The organism is Lewinella sp. LCG006, from assembly GCF_040784935.1.
Taxonomy (GTDB): Bacteria; Bacteroidota; Bacteroidia; order Chitinophagales; family Saprospiraceae; genus Lewinella.
The window spans coordinates 6,938,121-6,959,720 of the sequence record NZ_CP160680.1 but is presented as its reverse complement, the minus strand read 5'-3'; the positions used below and the strand labels follow the sequence as shown (position 1 = coordinate 6,959,720).

Genomic DNA, 21,600 nt, shown 5'->3' with positions numbered 1-21,600 from the left:
CCTTTATAGATCAATGTATACGATGCCAAATCGGCGTGATCAATATGAATCGAGCACCTTGATTATCTAAAGTCACGGTATTGTTCACCTGTCCCCCTAGCTGACGAAAGGAATAGTTTTGACTATCAATAGTTACAATTGCAGCCGATGAGGCTGTAACATCGAACGTATCACCGTTTTGAAGCCCACTGTCATTAATCGTCACGGTATAGTCTTCCGCAGGTAGTCCCGAGCCATAGAGAAAAAAGCTCGAGGTAGGAGTAATTGTAGTCTCAGCGGTAGCCACAAATGTCTGGAGACTGGAACCACCCCCTCCACCAAGGCCACTAAGATCAACGCTATTGCCGTCCTCAATCGAAAGTGTCGTCCCTGTCAATGTAAGGTTCTGATCGTCCGTACCTCCACCGCCAATACCACTCAGATCTACATCCGTGGTGGTACCGTCTTCGCGGTCGTAGCTAAGGATGTTTCCCGTTAAGGCTATATCAGTAATCGTTTCGTTGAATTCGACAATAGCTAAACCATTCCTATGCTCTGCTATTTTGTGCCCACTGTTAAAAGACTCTGCTTGTGACCGAAGACTCCCCAGACTTATAGAGTTGCCATTTGAGATACTGAGCGTGTTACTAGTAAGTGACAAAGTCTGATTATCTGTATTCAGCCCAGCCAGGTCAACACTATTGCCGTCCTCAATAGCCAACGTAGTACCCGTCAGCGTAAGGTTTTGGTCATCCGTTCCCGTTCCGTCTTGCAATGCGGCAAGATCAACCGAGTTACCATCTTCAATACTCAGTGTGGTACCGGTAAGGGTTAAGTTTTGATCGTCCGTGTTGAGTGCAGCCAGGTCAACGCTATTACCGTCTTCGATGGCCAGCGTGGAGCCGGTTAGTGTAAGGTTCTGGTCATCCGTTCCCGTTCCGTCTTGCAATGCGGCAAGATCAACCGAGTTACCATCTTCAATACTTAGTGTGGTACCGGTAAGGGTTAAGTTTTGATCGTCCGTGTTGAGTGCGGCCAGGTCAACACTATTCCCATCTTCGATGGCCAGCGTGGTGCCCGTTAGCGTAAGGTTCTGGTCATCCGTTCCCGTACCGTCTTGTAGCGCGGAAAGATCAACCGAGTTGCCATCTTCAATACTTAGTGTGGTACCCGTAAGGGTTAAGTTTTGATCGTCCGTATTGAGTGCGGTCAGATCGACACTGTTACCATCTTCGATGGCCAGCGTGGTGCCCGTTAGCGTAAGGTTCTGGTCATCCGTTCCCGTGCCGTCTTGTAGCGCGGAAAGATCAACCGAGTTGCCATCTTCAATACTTAGTGTGGTACCCGTAAGGGTTAAGTTTTGATCGTCCGTATTGAGTGCGGCCAGATCAACACTATTCCCATCTTCGATGGCTAACGTAGTTCCTGTCAGCGTAAGGTTTTGATCATCCGTTCCCGTGCCGTCTTGCAATGCCGAAAGATCAACGGAGTTGCCATCTTCGATACTTAGTGTGGTACCGGTGAGGGTTAAGCTTTGATCGTCGGTGTCTACACCTGACAAGGCGCCCAAATCAACGGTATTACCTTCCGAGATAGTAAGCTCGGTTCCCGAAAGGGAAAGGGTTTGATCGTCGGTATCGAGCGTGGCCAAGTCGACGCTATTGCCGTCTTCGATGGCCAGCGTGGTACCGGTCAGCGTAAGGTTCTGGTCATCTGTTCCTGTACCGTCTTGCAATGCCGAAAGATCAACGGAGTTACCGTCTTCGATACTTAGTGTGGTACCGATAAGAATTAGTATTTGATCATCCGTTCCCGGAGGCACAATGTTCCACCGATCACCTACCGATCCCAATGGATTGTACCAATACTTATCACCCGTCGTTACATCGACGGTCAACCAACAGTTATTTACATTCGCATCTCCAAGTGTTGGGTGCAAATCGGGATCACCATCCACTTTGCATTCGCCGCCACCTCCAAGGATGTCGGTTTGTGCGAACAATGGGTTAAATCCCGCAATAATCAACAGTAAAAAAAGGAATTGTTTCATAGCTTACAAGAGTTCAATGACTGTTCCAGCAACACCGCCCTCGGTGTTGTTCTGACTAAGTTTGAATCGATCTCCAGAGGACAAGCCTGCGGCTAGGGCATCAGCAATGGAATCGTAAACGGGGAGAGTCCCACCACCAGTTGCCGGTTGCCATTCTGCTCGGCCCGAAACTACATCAACCAGGGTAAGTACATGGCCCACTGCTCCGCCCTGAGCCGAATCCATCTTGAATTCCAACCTTTTTGCCAGTACTTCTACTTTAGCAATATCCATGTAGAGGCGATTTTCAATGTTTCCGGCCAGGCTAACAATCGCTTGCCAAGTGATTTGCGTCATGCTGAGTTGTGATGCCTCCACTGAGCCTTTGTTCACTCCATCTACCTCAATGATCACACTGTCGGGCAAAAGTCCTATGCTGGATTCTTTGCTATTAGCGTCATCCCGTGTAAATAAGTCAATGCCAGCCAGGGCTGGACGAAGCCGGAAAAGTGTTTGCAGAAATGAGCCACCTTGCGGAACATTACCGCTCATTAAAAACTGGAAAGCTTCGGTATTGATGGTCGTGTTCTTCTCCAGCGTACCACCCAGTTCGATGTCTGCGCCGGTCTTGGTCAGACCATTGCTGGCCACCACGGCCATGATGTTCCACTGGGTTCCATCCCAGGTGTAAACGTTGCCGTTGGTGGTGTCCTGGTAGACTTGCGGCTCCCCGGCACCAGGTGCTCCGGAAGGCGTGCCAGCTCCTTCGGTGATGTCATTTTCGCCGCCGCCAAGAAGTACCCAATTGGTGCCATTCCAGACGTACAGGTTGCCATTTACGGTATTTTGGTAAACCTGCGGTTCACCAGCACCGGGTGCGCCGGAAGGAACACCCGTCCCTTCGGTAATATCATCGTCACCGCTGCCTGCTACTTCATTCCACTGAGAACCATCCCAGACGAAGATCGCTCCGGTGGTGGTGTTTTGGTAGATGGCGGGCTCACCCGCTCCCGGCGCACCAGTAGGATCGCCAGCGGCTTCGGTGACGTCGTTTTCGCCTCCCGTACTACCACCGCCCAAGTTGTCCAGAATGTAAGTGAGCAGCTCACTTTGAGGAACCGGGTTGGTTAATCCTTCCACCCAATACTCAGGATCGTAGGCACCTATCAAGCGGCCACGAAGCCTCACGTTGTTCAAATCATTTAGAGTAGGCATAGCGCGTTATTTACTTCTCAAAATCACCACCATGATGATCATTAATATTAGTGTCCCTGCGATCAAAATGACGTAGGGGGTATAATCGGTTTGTCGTACCTGATCGGGCGTTATCCAATCGGGCAGGTTTTCGTATTGGGCGCGTTTTCCGGCTCCGAAAATCGAATCCGGCCCGAAGATGCTGCCCACGGCATTGGCGACTGCTGATATCGGGTCCATTTATCTTCGGATGACGTAAACAATGGCCAGTGCTGCTACAATAAGCAGGCCCAGGCCTAAGAAAATTGGTTGCAATCGTTCCCACTGCCGATCGCTTGCACCAGCGACTTGTCCGGCGACGGTATCGCCAAAGTCGATGTCATCACCCAGGCAAGGATCATAGCCCAGTTGCAAAATGATGCTATGCTGGTCTACGAAATTGCCCGAGCAAAGAAACTTGTCGCGGTTCATGCTGGAGTCTCCTTTGCAGGCGCTCTTGCAGGCATCAATCAGAAAAGGGATACCCGGAAAGTAGCTCTCGCAGCGGTTTTTGCACTTGCAGACTTTTCCACAGAATAATCCCATTTACTTGACCATTTTGTAGATGATGAAAAGCAAAACCAGGATCACTATCCAGGTGATGATACGTCCCAGGCCCAAGTCCAAGCCTTGCCAGGAGCGCGTACCGAACTGGTTGCACATGAAGCCGGGCATCCAATCAGGACAAGGCTTGGCGTTGAGCAACTGACCGGTACCAACGCTTTTTCCGGACTGCGTGATGTACTTGTCCTCGTTTTCGGGGTCAGGCGTAAGGCTCCAAGCCGAAAGGGCCACCTGGAGCACCTGGTCACGGGTGATCTCGTTTTTCTCCAACTTGAAAATCGCCCGCTGCCGATCAACATCGTAAACGATCAGTGCTGGAAGCTTCTTGATTTGCAGATCTGCCAAGTCTCCATTGGAGTTGTAGGCCAAAAAGCCGTCGTACTCCGAATACTCATCGGTAAGTTGGCTCCAGGCTTCGGCGATTCCTTCCTCCGCCGCATTGATGTACGGTTGGTTGAAAGCGTGGCTGCGGGCCTCGGCTTCCTCGTAGTAGGGCGTGATGAAGTAAAATCTCAGATTCATACGGATGCTATTTGAGCCTGTAAATAATCGCCCGGGCACTGGGTGCAGCCTGGACATTCCCCTCGGTGAGTGGTCAGCTCCAAAGAGCGGCCCACCTTGCGTTCAATGGCTTTGATGGTTTTGTGCAAAGCCTTCAGTTGTGCCCTGGTCGCTGGATAGTTATCGTAATTACCAGCCAGGACGACGCCGACGGAGCGGGTATTCTGCCCGGCCAAATGCCAGGCGATCGTTTCGAGTTCGTTGACCTGGTAAATCTTACCCGATCGGGTGATGAAGTAGTGGTACAAAATGCCTGGACATCCCGAATCGCAAACGTGGTTGGGGCCAACGTGATAGGTGGCGACTTGTTTGGGCGTTTGATTCTCAGGTCCGGCAGTATGATGCACTACAATCTGCTCAATCTGCGAGGTATTCCTGGTTGGGAAAGTCCTGGTCGCATGACGGGGCAGCAGACGGGTAATATTGGTAATGGTCGATCCAAAAACCCTGCGGATCAGGAGCAAGATCAAAAGCAACGTTACCACGATTACCAGTTGTTTTTTCATAAGAGCATATTGGGAAATTTTGCGAACTGATTTTTAACGATTTGCGGTTCTGGCTAAGGGATTAAAATTGAGTTTAGCGGGCTAAATGAAATTTTCATACCGACGCCAGGTTCGAAAATCCTTAAAAAGCAGGAAGCACCAATAACTTTTATCCTTTCGGTTTTGAGGTTTGTTTTTTACTCAATGAAATTTCCCAAAATGCTCTTAGATATCACAGCGTTTGCCAATCCAGCGGACAAGGAGCATGAGCAGGATGAAGTATAAAAAATACTGCACCGGCTTGCTTCTGAATATTTCCATTAGATCACTCATCAGATCAAATTGTAAGCGTTATCAAAATCGCGGCGCGTCATCACCACCCGTCCGTTTTCCTGGCTTTCTATGGCCTGAGCGATCGCGAAGAGGCGATCTTTATCATTCACATCAATGACCTGGTTTTGCGGGATGCCGGTGACACTTTCCACGGCTGCGATATAGTTCTCGGTACTGTTCTCGCCGGGTGGTGCCCAGCTGTAGATCAATTTGCGGATGGAGTTGTCGCCATTGCGCGTCATCTTGTTGCGCATCAGCTTGAGCATGGCCCGCAGGCCGTAGCCGTAGAAGACAAACTGCTCAAAAACACCATCGGTGTTCTCACTGCGGTCGATGCTGCCCAGCCAGCCTTGCTGCGGGGTGGTCATCTTCAGGTTACCGGGATTGTTGTTGCGGATGCCGCGGGGCATCTCTGCCTGTCCCAAAAAGGATTTGCGTTGGGTACCTACCCCCAAATTGGGCGCTACCACATTGGCAGCTTTGGCCAGCTCACTACTGAGAAGTAAGAGCAAGCCCACGGCAGCCACAACGATGATCCATTTTTTAGCACTAGCAGTCATAAGCTTAGACGATTGGGCCGGTTCCGCTATCTGCCTTCTTGTCCTGGCATCCGCAATCCGCCGTGGCCGCCTGGTAGGTAGCCCATTGGAAATACAGTGATACCAAGGCGATAGTCAGCAAAATGATAGGTCCGTACTTGGAAATGAGTTGCATAGCTTGATTTGATTATAGATTTAAACCATTAGAGGAAGACTTAAACCAAGTCTTCATAGTTGACCTCCTGTTCTTCCGCTGCTGCGATAGACAAAAGAGCCGTCTCTTCTTCTTGCTGGTACCTGGTCAAGTCCTTGGTGCTACCACCAGATAAGACGAGTGCTTGATAGCCGCCAGTAACCGTTTTCTCGATCAGTTGACCGCCCGTACTGCGCAGGTGATCGACCAAGGAAACGATCTGACCAGCATCGTTTTGGATGAGGGGCTGATTGGCTCCCAGCATTACGCCGGTGATGGGGGTAGTGCTACCCGATTGCCGGTATTCCGCCAAGGTCGTAACCGCGCCACCTTCCAACTGGATGATGGTTGCGTAAGCACCGGTAACAATTGCGTTGATTGCCGCCATTTTTATATTACTTTTTAATTATCCGGCAACTTTTTTAGCCACGATCAACGCCAGGGTGATCCCAACAAAGATGGCAAGGGTGACGTAGATAATTGTCGTCCACTCGGTGGCAACGACTACGGTGGCTTTGACGCCGTCTTCTCCAAAAATCATCGGATACTCAAACATTTGTGTGAGGATTACACCTTCGCTATTCCATCATCGTATTGCGCAGAAAATACATGACGATTTTTCTAAGTTTTCCAAATAGTTAAAACACTTAAAATGAAGCGTTTATTTAACTATTTTGAAAACAACCACGAAGTAGCCGCGAAGCGAAATCGCATTGTATTTTCGTGCTGTTCCTTAGTGAAATAGCGAAGGCATTTTTATTTGATTGGAATCAAAGGCTTAGTCCACCGAAGGAGCCTTCTTTTCCATGTACTTATCAGTGGCCATATTGCCAATGAGGACGGCAACGGCGATCACTACTACGAGTGCCAGTGCGCCGACCCATTTGTTACTTGAGAATGACATGAGCATAGAATTTTAGTAAGCGGATGCTCCGCGTTAATGTTGAGGAATGAAAGCGATAACTACCGCTTAGATTTTGATCAGTTTGAACTTGAGCGCGACGACGGCCAGCAAGACCACGCCAACACTGATACCGAGGGCATACCAGAGAACATTCCGTTCCTCCGACTTATTCACTTCCTCGATTTCGTTGTTGACGACTTCAGAATTATCGACATTGGCCGTATTCTTGGCCGCAACAACCTTGATGTCTTCTTGTGGCAGGATACCTCGGACACTACCACCACTGATGTGGCGAATCGCCGTGTTTTTAGAGCTCAATGCTGAGCGTTGACTATTCATGGCTTCTACTTTTTTAGTGCGATGATAACGATACCGATAACCAGTAAGAGAACGACGCCCAGGCCCACGTAGAGCCAGGTATTGTCTTGCGGAACACCTGCCCCTCCGGGAGCACCATTATTATTTTGGTAGCACCCCGGAGCGGTAGGATTTGCCGCACATCTTACCCGATCATAAACATCAAAGCCATCGTCTACCCGGCCCAAGACACGGTCTAACCAACCGCTGTTGTTAGCAGGCTGATTCTGGCTAATGACGTCGGACGCATTTTGCCAGCCTGCGGTGTTAAATCCGGGCATGAGAATGGTTTAATATTTACGGCCCAGCTCCATCGACTGATAGAAGGCCAATAATGCTTTCTCTCCTGGCTGAATGGTGAACGTCAGTGCGTGGCGCTGCGTAATTACCATATCGGCCTGGAAGGTCGCACGGTTCAGGTGGTACTGATTCTCGGAAACTCCCATATCCGGGTGGATCGTCTTGATCAGGGATGGCTTCTGTCCGCGCTGGCAATACATCAAATCCAGTGATGGAAAGAAGTTGAAATTGCAGTTGGGGTCCGCTGAATTGCAGATTTGCATCTGCAAAACATCTACCACCGCAGCCACTTCGTTGATGTCGTCGATCAGTGCCTGGTAGCTCACATCAGTGCGTGACTTGATGATCAGCTCCAAGGGCATGAAATAATTGGTGCGTTGCTGGTACTGACGGTTGGTGTCAAAAAGTACCACCGGGATAGGCACGCCAGCGTCTACCAGTGCCTGCGCCGTAGCGTCTACTTCAATAGCGAAGTACGGACTGGCATTGGGCGTCCATTGCTGTGCATTCGGGCCATCGGTACCAACAATCGTTGGTTTATTGACCATGTTGGGAGGAATGACCGGGGTGCGCCCCTTTCTTCCGTTTAATACAGGATTCATCGAATGAGATTGCGTTTTTAAAAGAGCATTTCTTGCGAATTAAGAACACAATGATAAGGGGCAAAAATGGCCCTGGCAATAGATGTCCTGAACTCGCCCCGAGGCGATTTTAGGTCACGGGGCAGGGGTGGGACACGGGGCATTTTATCGTTAGGGCATAAACTTTATGAGTATATTTGCCGTATCAGATGTTCATTAATGCTCAACTACTCTGAAAATGAAGTTTCTTTTCAAAGATTATCAAGAATCCGTTTCTTTTCAAAAAGTGGAAAAAATGAGGACCATTTTTTTGAGAAACAACAAGTGGGAAAGGTTCCCTAATATAGGTTGCGACCAATATCTTAGTGAAGAAATCGGAATATCCTACGGCTCTAAATTGTTATTTCCTGAAATACAGGATTTTATAGTGAATAGATATGCGATGGTAGATATTAATGCCACTGTAGACAGCACCTTACAATTCAAGCTTCCCACCTCATTATTAAATAGGGAGTTCACACTCGAAAATATTTCTAAAGAGACTCTTTTGGCTGAGATCGAATCAAGAATTTCTCCCTTTTTTAGCTTTGGCCTTGAACAAATGGACAATCCATTCATCTTGCATTTAGGGTTAAAGAACTATATCAATGGATATCGACTAGCTAGTTTCCCTGGTACTGGCAATACCTTTCTCTTCGAAGATGAGGAACGTTACTGTCACTTTTATCTTTCTGCATCATAACACAGCATGAGGACGGTTTTTAGGCACTACGTTTTTATCAATGTCATCAAATACTTATTAAGGTGTATTGCATCTGCATCACTTCAGCATCACGGAGTGTTTGGGAGGAAATATAAGTCTCCTACCATTTCGTTTATTCAATAATCACTTTCCCGCTCGCAAGTAGCTGCTCCCCGTGGACTTCGTAGAAATACAATCCACTTGCCAGACTGGAGACTTGCAATTGCAGTGTGGCTGACGTATTAGTAAGCGGGTAAGCTTGGGTGCTAACGATCTTCCCTAAAGCGTCTTTGAGGAGTAGCGTCAGATCAGTATACTGTTGTACTCCTTTTATTTCAATGTTTAGCATCGGGCCGCTGACTGGATTGGGCCATACGTTCACGTGAACGCTGGAAACAGTAAGTTCCGAACTGTTAGTCGTACCTACAAACAGCGTTTCGCAGTACAAATCGGAACCAGTGACATTACTTACCTGTAAGCAAACTTCGTAGGTGCCAGAGGCAGTGTAGGTGTGTAGCGGATGCTGATCGGTGATGGAAGGCGAACCATCGCCGAAGTCCCATTCCCATGTGCTGGCGTAATGACTGGCATCGAAGAATTCTACAGCCAGCCCCAGGGAATCTGGCGTATATTCGAATACGGCCTCCGGTACGGGATTGTCGATATTCAAAGTGTCACAGGGGCTGCCATCCCAGGGCCCCAGGCCATAGTAGGGGAAATTGGGGATGCCATTATATGTCCAGGTAGGAAGATCGAGCACATGCTGCTCCATGCGGCTAGCATAGCCGCGTTTATTGGGTGCCTGGAGAATGTGAAGAGATAAAGCAGAGCCTGCATTGGTCAGGTAAATTTTTCCATCTGGAGCCAATTGGGCGAAGGAAAAGGTAGTATTAGTAATGTCTGGATAATTGCCAGCATAATAGCCATCGTATTCTGCGACCAGGGTACGCGTAGCGAAGATGTCTGGAGCCGTTAAATCATATTGATAAAGATGCGTATGCGCTGATTCATAAGCAAAATGACTGTTTTCAGAAATAGCTATACCAGTAACGTAGGCGAAGGCCGTATCGTAACGTGTTTGGGCATTGGTAAGTAACCCGGTGCAGCGGTCGAAATCGTAGATGGTAAGATAGTTGCTGTTAAAAAGATGACCGCGATAATTGAAAAACTTGGTACCATTGGGGGAGAATTGGGCTTGCCCTAAGCCAGAGGGTAAAATTTCGCCTTCACTGAAAACTCCTCGATCTTCAAGGCCTGATTGATTCAACAAAAATAGATGGTATGTATTGCTATTTGCGTAAGGAATTACGATCCACCAATCTCTGCCATTGCCATGTCGGCAAGCCGTAACTTTTCCAAAATCCAGGGTATCGATGATCAAAGGGAAGTCCTTTTCTACGAGTACCCCCGAATTGTTATCACTAAAATCAGCCAGCGCATAATGAAGACGAAGCACTCGCGCGGATTGCTGCCCCTCCTCATTGATAATACGATACGGTTCTGCATAAATAATATGATAGCTTTCTTCCTCAATAGAATGGGGTAAAATAATGGCAGCCTGTGGCACTCTATTTCCTGAATTTACCCATTCGTCGATCAGCGAACCTGGGTTGATGCGAAAGCCGTTTTCCAGGTAACCATTGTTGCCATTTACTACTTGTATACCATTCGTGTACATCTTCAGTTGCCCTTCTTCATCACAGATACTGGCAATGGTACCGCTGAAGCCGATGGGGCGTTGTGCATACCTCACTCGTACTGGCGTTTCGTTGAAATCGAGGTGTTGATCGTCGGGCAACAGCCAAATATGATCCAAGGGGAGGCGTTGGAAAATTGTTTGGGCGCTGGTGAAGCCGGTAGTGAGCGAGAGGAAGAGGACAAAGGGGAGGTATTTCATAGGAAGGAGAATAGGCACGAATCTTACAAAGATAAGATTCGTGCCTATGGATTAGTGGGTAATGACTATTTTTTTTGTAACCGTGGTTTCTTGGCTTTGTATCAATTTCAGATAGTAAATACCGGGAACTAAAGAATTTATGTCCAATCGCACAGATGTTTGCCCTTCCGCCAGTGGAATATTCATGATTATACTTCCCAAAGGGCTAATTAATTCCAGGTGGCGATTATCTTCACTAAGTATCTTGGGAAACGTTACGGCTATTGTATGCTTAGCTGGATTAGGATAGACCTCTACTGCTTGCTGCTCGGTAAATTCGTTGAGTGTTTTTTTTGTGGGCAGCAATGGACTTACAGAGCTATTAGCCATTTGGAAATCAGATATACCGCTACAGTTATTTGAAAAACGGTATTCGGGGTCAAAGCCGGTATATAAACTCCTGGCTTGATGAACCGAAGAACCACCAAGCAGAGGACATTCGTTAGCCAATTCCCGTAAATTTTCCAGCTCGTCGGAGGTGAGTAGATCGCCTTTCTGGATTTTGAGTAGTAGACTATTGACACTAATTTCGTGCGCTTGAGGTATCAGATTGTCGTGCAAATTTGTTATTGCTTGCTCGGCTATATTGATCGCAGCACTACTTTGTCCTTCTATAGTTTGCCAATGCGTGTGAAGTGATGTTGCTGTATTTTCCAAGCGTTCCCTCAATTGATAATATTCGTCCCAGTCTGCAGCAGTACTATTGTTGCTAAGGACAAGTGAAAGATTAGCTATTGCTGCTACCACTTGTCGTTTGTTATTCCATTCAGTGTTCCAACTGGAAGCACCGTAAGGGTATTGAAAAATACTTGCGACAGCCTGAGAGGCATCGTGGAAAGCTCCCAGATCACCTTGTTCGGCTTGCTGCTGAAAACTGTTTATCTGAGTATGATAGGGAGAGTTAGACAATACTACTGTCGTTCCCGTCAGTTTTTCGTACAGTGCCCTCTCGGTCAGCCAAGTACGCTCGATTTGGTAAGGTCCATTAAAAGAATACCCATTAGCCAATCGAATATCTAGTTTAGTAGGTTGTTGTGGTCCAGGAGGGGGCAATGCATCAAAGGCACAGATTGGCAAACGGTCAATGGTTGACTGAAAACGGAACCACGGTTGACCAGAGCCATTGTAATTAGGAAGGTCGATACTTGGAGGGAAGAGAAAGTTCTCACCTGGGACAACTACAAATTCTTGAAGTCTTACAGTTTGCTGATCATTTGTACTAATCTCATTGAGCGCAGCCACTCCATTGTAATCGGTCGCATCCCCTAGCCAACGATTATCTTTCCACTCTTGAGCGTTGATCATAAGTAAATCGCGGTACACTAAACCATTGTCAAAAGGAGGGTTGAAGGTGTTTTGGGCAAAGTCCGTATCGTTACAAGTACCGGCTAGAAAAGATGCTCCATTCTGTAGACGGGAAAAAGTGTTGCAGCTGTAAATGCTAGCAGGAGCATTCTCTACGATTAATCCGGTTCCCAGTAATTTACCGTAACTATCGTAAGAACCATTTATCGTATTACCGGAAATCTTGTTTGCTTTTCCACCTTGTACCAGGACGCCTACATCATATTGAGTTTTACAGTCAATTGCTGTGTTTTCTTTTACGCTTACTCCTTTCGTATTGTTTAAATATATACCAATTCCTCTTGCTTCTACAGCATCGAAGATCCAAGGAGTGAAATCTGAGGATATTTCTATTGTATTGTCGTGAATTAGTGCACGAACACCGTCAGGACGTGCTGCGTTCTCGTGGAGTTCGATACCTTTTCCGCCGTTGAGACCAAGAAGATCTCCGGGGGCTGTCACCACATTGATTGTGTTCTCTTCTACTAATATGTCTGATGCAGCATCATTGTATAATAATCTAATCCCGTGTCCAAATCCCGGGACATTTATTTCATTATTATTGATGTTGATTCCTGTAAGTACATCCTGTACCTGAATACCGATTGTATTACAATCCATTTTTGTGTTTTGTATCCGAGTATCGGCTCGGATAACTTCAATGCCACGATCGCAATTTAGAAAAGGAATAGTATTTCCAAGATTACTATTGTCTACATATATTGAAGCAATAGCTCCTCCTTTCAGGAAGAGTGCATGACCTTCTAAAGGATAGTCTACTGCTGTAGAACTAGTGATATTACTAAAGGTATTGCGTTTCAGGATTGCATCGATATTTCCCCGTAGAATGACCCCCGCAGACAGATCTTCGAAATGACTAGTAATCATCTCTACAGTAGGAAACAAAGGAGAATTTCCATAGTCGAGGTATAAACCCGCAAAGCTTTTGCTTTGTACCTGAAATGGTAAATTGTCGCTAGTTACGAAAAGGGGCAGGAGGTTGTCTGTGCCATTAAAAGAATTGGCAGAAAAGGAATTTGACTCAAAACCATTATCATTATGATATATACCTATGAAATTCTTATTAAAATTACATAATGACACATCTAAACGTGCATTGTTGGCAGGGTGCACCGCAAAAAGAGCATCCTCAATATCAAAGTTGGCTATATCCAGCGCAGCATTGTCTAGCAATGTAATACCCTTCCACAGTGCATTACAACCCGTTATCGACCCTACCCCTTGGGGCGATCTTAGCGTCACTTCTTCGGCTGCATTGATTACGATCTCTGCACCGCCTTGCATTTTTAACTCGCTGACATTGATCGCCATACTACCTATGATAAGTTTGCCTTTGATAGCAAGGCATAATCCTTGGCGGTTGATCGCCAAACCTCCTGTGGTAGGATCTATGTCTATGATGGCACCCAGATCCGTATCCATAATATCAGTGCCGTCTCCGGCATCTATATTAAAAGTAAGTGGACCCAAGCCTTCACATGGGCAATCTAAGCCGACGTTGTTACATTCTGTAACGGTGACTGCGGTATCTTCAAATACAGTTATACAACCGTTCGAATCTGTAACACTAACACTGTATCTTCTACTTAGAACGGGGCTAACGGTAATCGATTGACTAGTCTCTCCAGAATCCCAGATATAAGAAACACCACCATAAGCAGTGAGCTCTACCTCGTCACCTCGACATATAATTCCGTCATTGAGATGCTCTCCTGAGTCTTCATTAATGGCTACCGTTACATTAGGTAGAGGAAGAAAATTTATGGTTCCGGTGATGATTTGCTGCACCCCCGTGCACCCTCCTACATCGGAAACGGTCACGGAATAGGTAAGAGAAGGATTTAAAATCGGCTCCTGAATTCGGATAGTAGCACTGGTGCCTGACTGCCCGTTACTGAGTGACCAATTATAAGATGCACCTAAATTGGCTGTAAGTGAAAATGGAACCTCATACGCACAGAAAGAAAGTTCACTTCCGATTTGTCCGTTCACGATTACATAGGCTTGGATTGGGGCATCACTGATAGTAATTGAACTAGAGGAAGTACATCCATTAGGATAAGTGGTAACAACGCTATAAAAACCAGACTGATTAACTTGAATAGAAGGGGATGTCTCTCCGGTTGACCACAAGTAGGAATAATTCTGATTGGAGACGGTTAAAGTAACCATTTCACCAGAGCAAATAAAGTCTTGATCGGAGTTAATATGTACCAACGGATACCCAGAACAACTCTCTCCTATACATTCCAAGGCAGCTAAGGCATCTATTCGTCCGGCTCCCAGTAAACTGACAAACGGTAGGTTATTTGGAAGCCCATAAATGTCAGCGTTTGCTGAACTCCGTAAACAGGAAATAATCTCTGCATTGGTAGAGTTAGGAGCATAAGAACGCATTAACCCCAGCAACCCGGCAACGAGGGGCGAAGACATGGAAGTACCGCTCTTATACCCGTATTCATCGATAATGGCTGTAGTTTCCTGAGAATTAGCAACCGTGCTATATATGGAATTACCGTAGGCAGTGATATCTACCCAGTGACCGTAATTTGAAAAGGATGAACGACTGCCATCGGCATCAATAGAAGCTACTGCTATCACTAAATCAGAATCAAGGAATTCATTAAAGCTTGTTACGGTACCTTCTCCGTAGGCAGCAGGATAATTTGGAAGTACACTATTGGCATTACCAGCTGATGCAACCAGAATAGCACCATATACTAAGTGAGCTTCTCTCATTGCAAGATATTCCATTTCAGATGAAACGGGAGACCCCCAAGACATATTGATGATATCCGCTCCCTTAGAGGCTGCCCAAGCTACGCCTTGTGGGCCATGAGTAATTTGATTTGGGAAATTCGTCGCTCTGATGGGCATGATTTTAGCATTCCAGCTAATAGAAGCAATCCCTGTACTATTGTTAGATACGGCTCCGGCGATGCCCGCAACGTGTGTCCCGTGAGAGAAATAGTTGGGACTGACAGTGCCGTCTTCGAAAGGAGGGTTGGGGTCTTGGTCATTATTGGCAAAATCGTAGCCATCTATTATATTGTCTTCTAAATCCTCATGAGTAGTATGCACCGCATCGTCGACAATAGCAATTATTACGTTACCTCCCTGATGAAGGTCAAAGGCATCAAAGGCATTGACTAAGGGTAATTGATAAGGCAGTAGAGGGTCATTAGGAATTGTTTCCGACGTTCTGTGCAAAGGAACCCTTTCCGTTTTTTCTACAAAGGAAAAGCTATTCAGGTCAGACATCAAATTAGATATATCATTGACCTGTGGAAAGTAAACCTTGTATATGCGATCAAAAACAGCAGTGTTATAAACCTCAAATGGTTTTTCTACCTTGCTCACTTGGTAGTTTTGCAGTGTTTGATGAATAGCGTTTTCTTCAGGAGAACCAATGGCCGAAGGAATATTAAGTTCGACCAAAGAGCTATTTTTAATTTTTAGATATATCACACCATCTTGATAATGTTGACTATCCCATGTTGTTTGAGCATGGGTACTCGAGAGAATGAGAAATAGAACGGCGAAAAAAATAATTTTTGCGTTAAACATAATTCAGAGAGATTTTTAGGTTATAAAATTTATGTCCTTGAATAACTTGTAATTATATGGCTACGAAATTATTTTAGGCTTGAGCTAAAATATTTTAAATTTATAAAAAAGTTTGAATGTTTTAAAAAGAATTTGACAGAAGATCAGGGGCATTTCAATCTATACTCAACAAATAAATATTTAGATTAGCCAAAAGAACAGCTTGTATTTGCCATATCGAATAGGTCTTTCAATATTATTGACTCTTTACCTGAGTTGACTGCCAAGCGTCCTCAAAACAAAAAAAGCCCGCCAAACCATGGCGGACTTCTAAATCGATCACAATTGAAAACACAATAAAATCCCTACTTGAGCTGGAATTGCTCGCGGTATTTCTTGACGACGGTATTGTAGATGATGGTTTTGGGGGGCACGACCACGCCGGTTGATTTGATGACGTTGAAGCTGTCGTCGCTCAGGCGGTAGACGATATACTCGGTGTTGCCGTGTTGAATGTGCTCTACGTTGACGGTCTTTACCTGGGGTGCCGGGGCCTCTTCCTTACCTGTACTATCGGCCTTCGTTGAGGAGGTAGACAGGCGTGCTACTTTGATAAAGACCTGTTGTAAGGTGTCGGTATGCGCGACCTCCACCGGAGGAAGCGTCAGTTTTCCTGTTTCGACTTCGAGGGTTAGGCCAATGATGGCTGATTTTCGGCGGCCATCTGCGTCGACGAATAAGTTATTGATAAAGGCTTTCCAGTCATCAGGTTGCATAAGTCGGGTATTTGAGAGGATCGGTTTTGATGATCATAACTTATTTGTTTACACAAATGTAATTAATTTGATTAAATTTGTAAGCGATTTTCTCTAAATAATGATGCAAGATCTTCTCTACGGTACTTATCTCACTTTCCGGATCAAGGAAATACTGGACGCTGCCAAGCGACCCCTAACGGTACGGCAGATCACCAGACAATTGGCTAAACTATCGGAAAGGGAACACTACAACCTTTCTCGGCGAGTACGCAAATCCATTAACCAATTGGTATTTCAGGAAGAAGTAAGTAAGAGCTGGCACCGCAGGGAGAACAACCTCATCATTTTCACTTACCAAACCAACGCGCATGAATCCACTGGAAAAACTGAAGAACCTGGCCAACAGCATGACTCCCGAAAAAATGGCAATGGGGATGTTGGAGCAGTTTCTTCCTCAGATTAAATCCTTTGCCGACAATCTCAATCGACCACAATCCGATGGGGGAGTCCTCAATGAGGAGGAAGGGCAGGCTGTACTAATGATTGATTTTTCGGACGAGAAGCCTAATGTCTACGTAGCTACTTTTCGATTAGAAGGAGAAGCGACGGTACTTAGTCGGGCTATTGATATTCAGTATTTAATCAACAAAAAGAAAACCGATGGGAAGCCAGACTAACGTAGAAGAACAAGCACCGAAGCAGGAAACCGTCGTAGACCAACCGACCGGCGAGCAGGCTGCTCCCCAGGGCGAAAACTCGGTAGGGAGCCTGATTGACCGAATGCGCGTCAAACGCGAAGAGGTGGAGCCACCTAAGTTTTTAGACGAAAGCGATTTCGTAGGCGGTGAAGAAGGGGAAGATCCTGAGGGCGAACCCGCCACGGATGAACCCCTCACCGATGACGACAAGAATAACCTGGAATACCTGGATTATTCCGATGAGCATAAGGTCACGGCGACTTTTATGATTATGACCTTTGACCGGGGAATGGGTATGCTCTGCGGAATGCTGGCTCGTGAACCCGGCGAGGCTTACCGCAAGTTCAACAACAAATCGGACATCAGTAATGACTACCTCGATGTGACCGCAGCGCTGGTGAAGAAGTACCAGGCCCGGATGAGTCTGGAGTTTATCCTGATCGGCATCATGGTGGCCATCTACGCCCCCAACTTCTCCCTGGCCTACAGCAAAGGCAAGATGAAAAAAGCCCAGGAGCAAGCAAAAAAGGAAAAGTAGCATGGCTAAACGCAAGACAACCAAGAAAACAGCCCGCAAGCCGCCCGAAAAGCGGCTTTGCGAGCTGATCATCATCTGGGGCCGTAATGGCACGGGAAAATCCACCCTGGCCAAGCAGCTCATGGATGGCATCGGTGGCCGCCGCCTATTGGTGACCAAAACTGGCGCTCCCAAAATCTGGCACGATGTGCCCATCATCAACGTGACCAACAAGGCGCACTATAAGTTCCAAAACGAAACCCGCCAGGTGTTGGCTCGGCTGCGGGATGATCACCCGTCACCCGGCAAGAACGATACCTTCATCAACATCTACGACAATTACCGCAACGGCATCCTCATGCTCGATGATTGTATGCAATACCTGGAGGCCAACACCACCAATGTACCCGGTCTAAAGGATATCCTCATTGAATACCGCCACCGGATGCTGGATGTGTTTTTGATCGTTCACGGCCCGGAGCAGGTGCCACCCAAGATTTGGGACCATGCCAGTGGGGTAGTAGTGATGTCCACCCCGCGCCTCATCAACCCCAATCGCGTAAAGATCGACGGGGTGGAGGAGATGCTGGCCGCACAAAAACGCGTGAACGAAAAGTTTAAAGCCGCCAAGGCGCGGGATGATGGGACGCAGTATGGGATTTATGAGTTTATTGCGGTCTAGGAATGACTGATATTCTCCTTGTTGTAGAAATAAAAATATACCAGTTTAAAGATGCTGTTCTGGCGTCTAAAAACTGGTATAACTCGAACTTTAGTTGGGCTAATGCGTATTTTGGGTTTATCTCACTAACCAATGCTACAGTTTCAATACTAAATGTTGTAGCTGGGTCTACAGAACCAACGGCAATAAAGGCAACTTTCCTAACAGCAGTAACATGTCCTGCGAATGACTTTACTAGCTGCTTTAGTAGTTTACAGCCTTAGCCGCAACTGTTGCTTTGATGATAATTAGCTTTTTATTATTATAGCAACAGCGGTTTCAATGATCATAGATTTATTTTTTGTAGCCTTTTTATTGTTTAACGAAGAATTGTGATTTTGTACTTCCTTCCATAATAAGTTGAATAAGATAGGTGCCTTGGGGTAAGCTTGAGATATCAATCGACTGATTAACATTAGGTTCTGGAAAAAATGTGTAGCATATTGTAGCCGTATTGATGTCTCTAATGAATATTTGCTCGATGGTACTTCCATTTTTTTCAGAATAGATTTGTATTAGGTCTCTACATGGATTAGGATACAAGAATACATTATCATCTTCTATTATAAATTCAAGCATGATAATTTCTGATAATGTAGCTAAGCCAGAGAAATCAATTTGCCTTAAACGGTAGAAATTAGTTCCGATTAGTGGAGATTCATCAATGAATTTATATTCATTGGGGATGGTAGAAGTTCCTGCTCCAGAAATGGAGCCGATTTGTTCCCATTGATGGTTTATGTTTCTTTCTATGATGAATTCTTTATTGTTGGATTCTGATTGAGTTCTCCAAATTAGGTGAACTTGTTGCTCTATTTGATTAACAAAAAAAGATTCTAAATTAACAGGTAGAAGTACTTCACTTGAAAAAGTTATATCCATATCAAACGCTGCTCCTACCATAACATAATAGTTCTGATTTGCTTCCACTCCTGTACCGACTCCTAGCGTTGAACCAAAACAGGGCGAAACAGGAACCAAATCATCAAAAGAATCTGCATTTAAATCAGCAGAGGTGTAAAATATTGATACAATATAATTTGCTTGATCATTGTAGACCCCTACTATACCATCCGAAGCAGTCTGGAATTTATACCAAACCATTGGATTGTAATCGTAACAAGGTCCATCCGAAGCTGGTAAAACGCCTTCAGTGTCTGCCGATGAAAACTCTACCATCAAATCCTCAAAAGGAAAAGAAACAATCTGAAATGCAGTCGCAATTTCATCATTTTCTGGTTGAGCAGCTATTCTTAAATGCAATAAAAACACCCCCAGGAAGATCAAAAATACTGGAAATAATAACCTCATAATATTTATGGTGTAAAGAGTTTATAGAAAATTTAAACCTTAATAAATGGGTACCAATTTGTTAGTAGTCTTATCCTGTAAAAGCCTGGATTTAAATGAGAAATATTTATTTTTTGCTCGTCGCCGTTCAATTGTTTAGTTTCTATGAGAACTCCTTTGCTATCAATAATGGAATAAGTACAATTACTGGTGTTTTCAAAAGGAGTTATAGTCAAATATTCTTTAGCAGGATTAGGGTAAATCAATCTCTTCGAGCCAGTCCATGTAGCTGCGATAATATGAGTAAAATCAAAACTTTGATCTTTATCTACTAGCTTTAATCGGTAATAGTTGTTACCAAAGAACGGAGACTTATCGGTGAAGGTATATTTTATTTTTTCTGTAGTGTTGCTACCGTTGCTGTTGACTATTCCGATATCTTTCCAACTCTCTACATCAGTAGACCGTTGAATCAAAAATCCTTTTAAATCCACTTCAATTGAAGTTACCCATTCCAAAAGTATTCCGGTCCCTTGAGAATTTGCCTCAAAACTAATTATATCTACAGGTAGTACTGTTGTTCCGATTATGCTTACAGGGCCAAGAGTATGAATATCCCCAGAAGCATTGTTTTGAAACGAGACAATTATGGTTACTCCAGACCCAATTGCCTCAAAAGTTATTGCTTCGCCCTCATAGTTGCCGATGATTTCAACAGAATAGTCATCGCCTTCCTGAACTATAAATGATATAATCATTCTATCAAGCCCAATTCCCGTGCTTTCTAAATTTCTTCCTACTACGGGTACTGTAATTAAGGCAGAGCCAGTTTCTAAAGGGAAAAATTGAGTAGTCATGGATGCCAGCCCACCGTTAATAAGTTCAAAATTACAGTTTGCTGTTGTATAGTTCCCAAAACCATTCCAATAAGAATCTGATAAAGGATCACCATAGCATATTGTAGTATTTTGAGCTAGTATAGTTGGAGAAGTAATAAAACATTCTTGAACAAGAAAAAGAAAAAGCCAGATGAATAGATACTTCATTTTGATTTAATTTTTGGGAGTATATTGGCTGGTGTTTGGGCATTTAATAACATCGAGGAATTAGTATATTGTTAACACAGCCCAATTTTCCTTATTTAGAATAAATTTAAATAACTCAATTTGTATTGTCAAGAGGTAAAAGAATTTACTTTTAGCGAATACCTAATTTATACCTAATTATTAGGTACTTGTTTTTTTATGTTTTCTCCCACCCATCTGGCGCAATCAAATACCCCGCCTGATAATTACTAAGCTTCGGCAGCTTATTCAGCGAAATATTCCGCACCGCATTTTGCACATAGAGATCGAGGCAAAAGCGCCCCCAGCCATTATAAATTGCCGCCTGGATGGCCATCTATTCCACCGAGCTGAGCTTGATGTTGAATGGACGGCCAGTATCGACTAAGGTTTTGGGGTGGATCTTCTTGACCAATACCTCTCCCAGTATTTCCATCTGGATGCGGTAGTGTAGGCTTTGGCGCACCAGCTCCTTGCTGTGGGCCATGATCTCCATCAGCCAGTAGTGGAGGGCGCGGAGTTCGGAGAAGCTTATTTTGAGGGTGGTTTTTAGTTGTCCGTGTGCTTGCGGCATACTTGAGTTAGTCCCATTTAATCTTGGCCATACTGATATTTACCCAGGCGATTCTTTCATCTTCAGATAGCTCAAAAGAAGCTATTATTTTATCAGCCATATAAGTACTTATTCTTTTCGATCTAAGTAATCGATCAAGTACTCTGGCAACTCCCACATAAAAGAGAACTCTTTTTAGCGAGTCGCTGGTAGCTTCATATTCGGTTAATATTTCTTGGAAATTAGAAGTGTTTTTCATTTTTACTTTGCTTTTTAGGGTTCCCCCGCTCGCCTCGACTTACTTCCTGATGGTGGCGGGCAGCACTGCGGAGGAACCTTTGTTTTGATGTAT

Annotated in this window: 26 protein-coding genes; 5 read left to right on the top strand and 21 right to left on the bottom strand. The window is 45.2% G+C overall.

Annotation, left to right across the window (positions count from 1 at the left end; all coding sequences use genetic code 11):
• Positions 1-10: 10 nt before the first annotated feature.
• The 14 genes from AB0L18_RS25585 to AB0L18_RS25520 form a co-directional block, all read right to left on the bottom strand.
• On the bottom strand, positions 11-2,029 hold the full coding sequence (locus AB0L18_RS25585; RefSeq protein ID WP_367390165.1) for a beta strand repeat-containing protein: 2,019 nt from the start codon (positions 2,027-2,029) through the stop codon (positions 11-13).
• 3 nt (positions 2,030-2,032) lie between these two features.
• Positions 2,033-3,223, bottom strand: coding sequence for a hypothetical protein (locus tag AB0L18_RS25580; protein WP_367390164.1), 1,191 nt, complete (start codon positions 3,221-3,223; stop codon positions 2,033-2,035).
• A 6-nt stretch (positions 3,224-3,229) separates the two neighbouring features.
• Positions 3,230-3,442, bottom strand: a complete 213-nt coding sequence (locus AB0L18_RS25575; protein ID WP_367390163.1) for a hypothetical protein — start codon at positions 3,440-3,442, stop codon at positions 3,230-3,232.
• Positions 3,443-3,673: a hypothetical protein gene (locus tag AB0L18_RS25570; RefSeq protein ID WP_367390162.1), complete on the bottom strand. Its 231-nt coding sequence runs from the start codon at positions 3,671-3,673 to the stop codon at positions 3,443-3,445. It lies immediately after the preceding gene.
• 114 nt (positions 3,674-3,787) lie between these two features.
• Positions 3,788-4,327, bottom strand: a complete 540-nt coding sequence (locus AB0L18_RS25565; protein WP_367390161.1) for a hypothetical protein — start codon at positions 4,325-4,327, stop codon at positions 3,788-3,790.
• On the bottom strand, positions 4,324-4,872 hold the full coding sequence (locus AB0L18_RS25560; RefSeq protein WP_367390160.1) for a peptidoglycan recognition family protein: 549 nt from the start codon (positions 4,870-4,872) through the stop codon (positions 4,324-4,326). Before AB0L18_RS25560 ends, AB0L18_RS25565 begins: the two co-directional genes overlap by 4 nt.
• A gap of 311 nt (positions 4,873-5,183) precedes the next feature.
• On the bottom strand, positions 5,184-5,744 hold the full coding sequence (locus AB0L18_RS25555; RefSeq protein WP_367390159.1) for a structural protein: 561 nt from the start codon (positions 5,742-5,744) through the stop codon (positions 5,184-5,186).
• Between the two features lie 4 nt (positions 5,745-5,748).
• Complete coding sequence (locus AB0L18_RS25550) at positions 5,749-5,898, bottom strand: hypothetical protein (RefSeq protein ID WP_367390158.1); 150 nt, start codon at positions 5,896-5,898, stop codon at positions 5,749-5,751.
• 40 nt (positions 5,899-5,938) lie between these two features.
• Entirely contained in the window at positions 5,939-6,304 is a 366-nt protein-coding gene (locus AB0L18_RS25545) for a hypothetical protein (RefSeq protein WP_367390157.1), read from the bottom strand.
• 18 nt (positions 6,305-6,322) lie between these two features.
• Positions 6,323-6,472, bottom strand: a complete 150-nt coding sequence (locus AB0L18_RS25540; protein WP_367390156.1) for a hypothetical protein — start codon at positions 6,470-6,472, stop codon at positions 6,323-6,325.
• Positions 6,473-6,694: 222 nt separating this feature from the next.
• The gene (locus AB0L18_RS25535) at positions 6,695-6,820 is read right to left on the bottom strand and encodes a hypothetical protein (protein WP_367390155.1); all 126 of its coding nucleotides are present in this window, start codon (positions 6,818-6,820) and stop codon (positions 6,695-6,697) included.
• Positions 6,821-6,886: 66 nt separating this feature from the next.
• On the bottom strand, positions 6,887-7,159 hold the full coding sequence (locus AB0L18_RS25530; RefSeq protein ID WP_367390154.1) for a hypothetical protein: 273 nt from the start codon (positions 7,157-7,159) through the stop codon (positions 6,887-6,889).
• A gap of 5 nt (positions 7,160-7,164) precedes the next feature.
• Entirely contained in the window at positions 7,165-7,458 is a 294-nt protein-coding gene (locus AB0L18_RS25525) for a hypothetical protein (RefSeq protein ID WP_367390153.1), read from the bottom strand.
• A gap of 9 nt (positions 7,459-7,467) precedes the next feature.
• The gene (locus tag AB0L18_RS25520) at positions 7,468-8,079 is read right to left on the bottom strand and encodes a hypothetical protein (RefSeq protein WP_367390152.1); all 612 of its coding nucleotides are present in this window, start codon (positions 8,077-8,079) and stop codon (positions 7,468-7,470) included.
• Positions 8,080-8,296: 217 nt separating this feature from the next.
• Between AB0L18_RS25520 and AB0L18_RS25515 the strand changes: the two genes are divergently transcribed.
• Positions 8,297-8,800, top strand: a complete 504-nt coding sequence (locus AB0L18_RS25515; RefSeq protein ID WP_367390151.1) for a hypothetical protein — start codon at positions 8,297-8,299, stop codon at positions 8,798-8,800.
• Between the two features lie 133 nt (positions 8,801-8,933).
• Here AB0L18_RS25515 and AB0L18_RS25510 read toward each other — a convergent pair whose 3' ends face one another.
• From AB0L18_RS25510 to AB0L18_RS25500, 3 genes are all read right to left on the bottom strand, one after another.
• The gene (locus tag AB0L18_RS25510; protein WP_367390150.1) at positions 8,934-10,697 is read right to left on the bottom strand and encodes a PKD domain-containing protein; all 1,764 of its coding nucleotides are present in this window, start codon (positions 10,695-10,697) and stop codon (positions 8,934-8,936) included.
• 51 nt (positions 10,698-10,748) lie between these two features.
• Positions 10,749-15,668 carry a S8 family serine peptidase gene (locus tag AB0L18_RS25505; protein WP_367390149.1) on the bottom strand — a complete coding sequence of 1,640 codons (4,920 nt, stop codon included), beginning with the start codon at positions 15,666-15,668 and terminating at the stop codon, positions 10,749-10,751.
• Between the two features lie 344 nt (positions 15,669-16,012).
• Positions 16,013-16,423: a hypothetical protein gene (locus AB0L18_RS25500; RefSeq protein ID WP_367390148.1), complete on the bottom strand. Its 411-nt coding sequence runs from the start codon at positions 16,421-16,423 to the stop codon at positions 16,013-16,015.
• Between the two features lie 100 nt (positions 16,424-16,523).
• Here AB0L18_RS25500 and AB0L18_RS25495 point away from each other — a divergent pair, with 100 nt between their 5' ends.
• The 4 genes from AB0L18_RS25495 to AB0L18_RS25480 are packed head-to-tail and all read left to right on the top strand — an operon-like array spanning position 16,524 to position 18,302.
• Entirely contained in the window at positions 16,524-16,868 is a 345-nt protein-coding gene (locus AB0L18_RS25495) for a hypothetical protein (protein WP_367390147.1), read from the top strand.
• Positions 16,840-17,082 (top strand): hypothetical protein, encoded by a 243-nt coding sequence (locus AB0L18_RS25490; protein ID WP_367390146.1) that lies wholly within the window; start codon positions 16,840-16,842, stop codon positions 17,080-17,082. Before AB0L18_RS25495 ends, AB0L18_RS25490 begins: the two co-directional genes overlap by 29 nt.
• The gene (locus AB0L18_RS25485; protein WP_367390145.1) at positions 17,066-17,641 is read left to right on the top strand and encodes a hypothetical protein; all 576 of its coding nucleotides are present in this window, start codon (positions 17,066-17,068) and stop codon (positions 17,639-17,641) included. The genes AB0L18_RS25490 and AB0L18_RS25485 overlap by 17 nt, the downstream gene beginning before the upstream one ends.
• A gap of 1 nt (position 17,642) precedes the next feature.
• A complete protein-coding gene (locus AB0L18_RS25480) occupies positions 17,643-18,302 on the top strand; it encodes a hypothetical protein (protein ID WP_367390144.1) in 660 nt (219 codons plus the stop codon).
• A gap of 351 nt (positions 18,303-18,653) precedes the next feature.
• Here AB0L18_RS25480 and AB0L18_RS25475 read toward each other — a convergent pair whose 3' ends face one another.
• The 4 genes from AB0L18_RS25475 to AB0L18_RS25460 all read right to left on the bottom strand — a co-directional run bounded on the left by AB0L18_RS25475 (position 18,654) and on the right by AB0L18_RS25460 (position 21,507).
• Positions 18,654-19,652, bottom strand: a complete 999-nt coding sequence (locus AB0L18_RS25475) for a T9SS type A sorting domain-containing protein (protein ID WP_367390143.1) — start codon at positions 19,650-19,652, stop codon at positions 18,654-18,656.
• 32 nt (positions 19,653-19,684) lie between these two features.
• Positions 19,685-20,677 carry a T9SS type A sorting domain-containing protein gene (locus AB0L18_RS25470; protein WP_367390142.1) on the bottom strand — a complete coding sequence of 331 codons (993 nt, stop codon included), beginning with the start codon at positions 20,675-20,677 and terminating at the stop codon, positions 19,685-19,687.
• Between the two features lie 355 nt (positions 20,678-21,032).
• A complete protein-coding gene (locus AB0L18_RS25465) occupies positions 21,033-21,269 on the bottom strand; it encodes a hypothetical protein (protein WP_367390141.1) in 237 nt (78 codons plus the stop codon).
• A 7-nt stretch (positions 21,270-21,276) separates the two neighbouring features.
• Entirely contained in the window at positions 21,277-21,507 is a 231-nt protein-coding gene (locus AB0L18_RS25460; RefSeq protein ID WP_367390140.1) for a hypothetical protein, read from the bottom strand.
• Positions 21,508-21,600 lie beyond the last annotated feature (93 nt).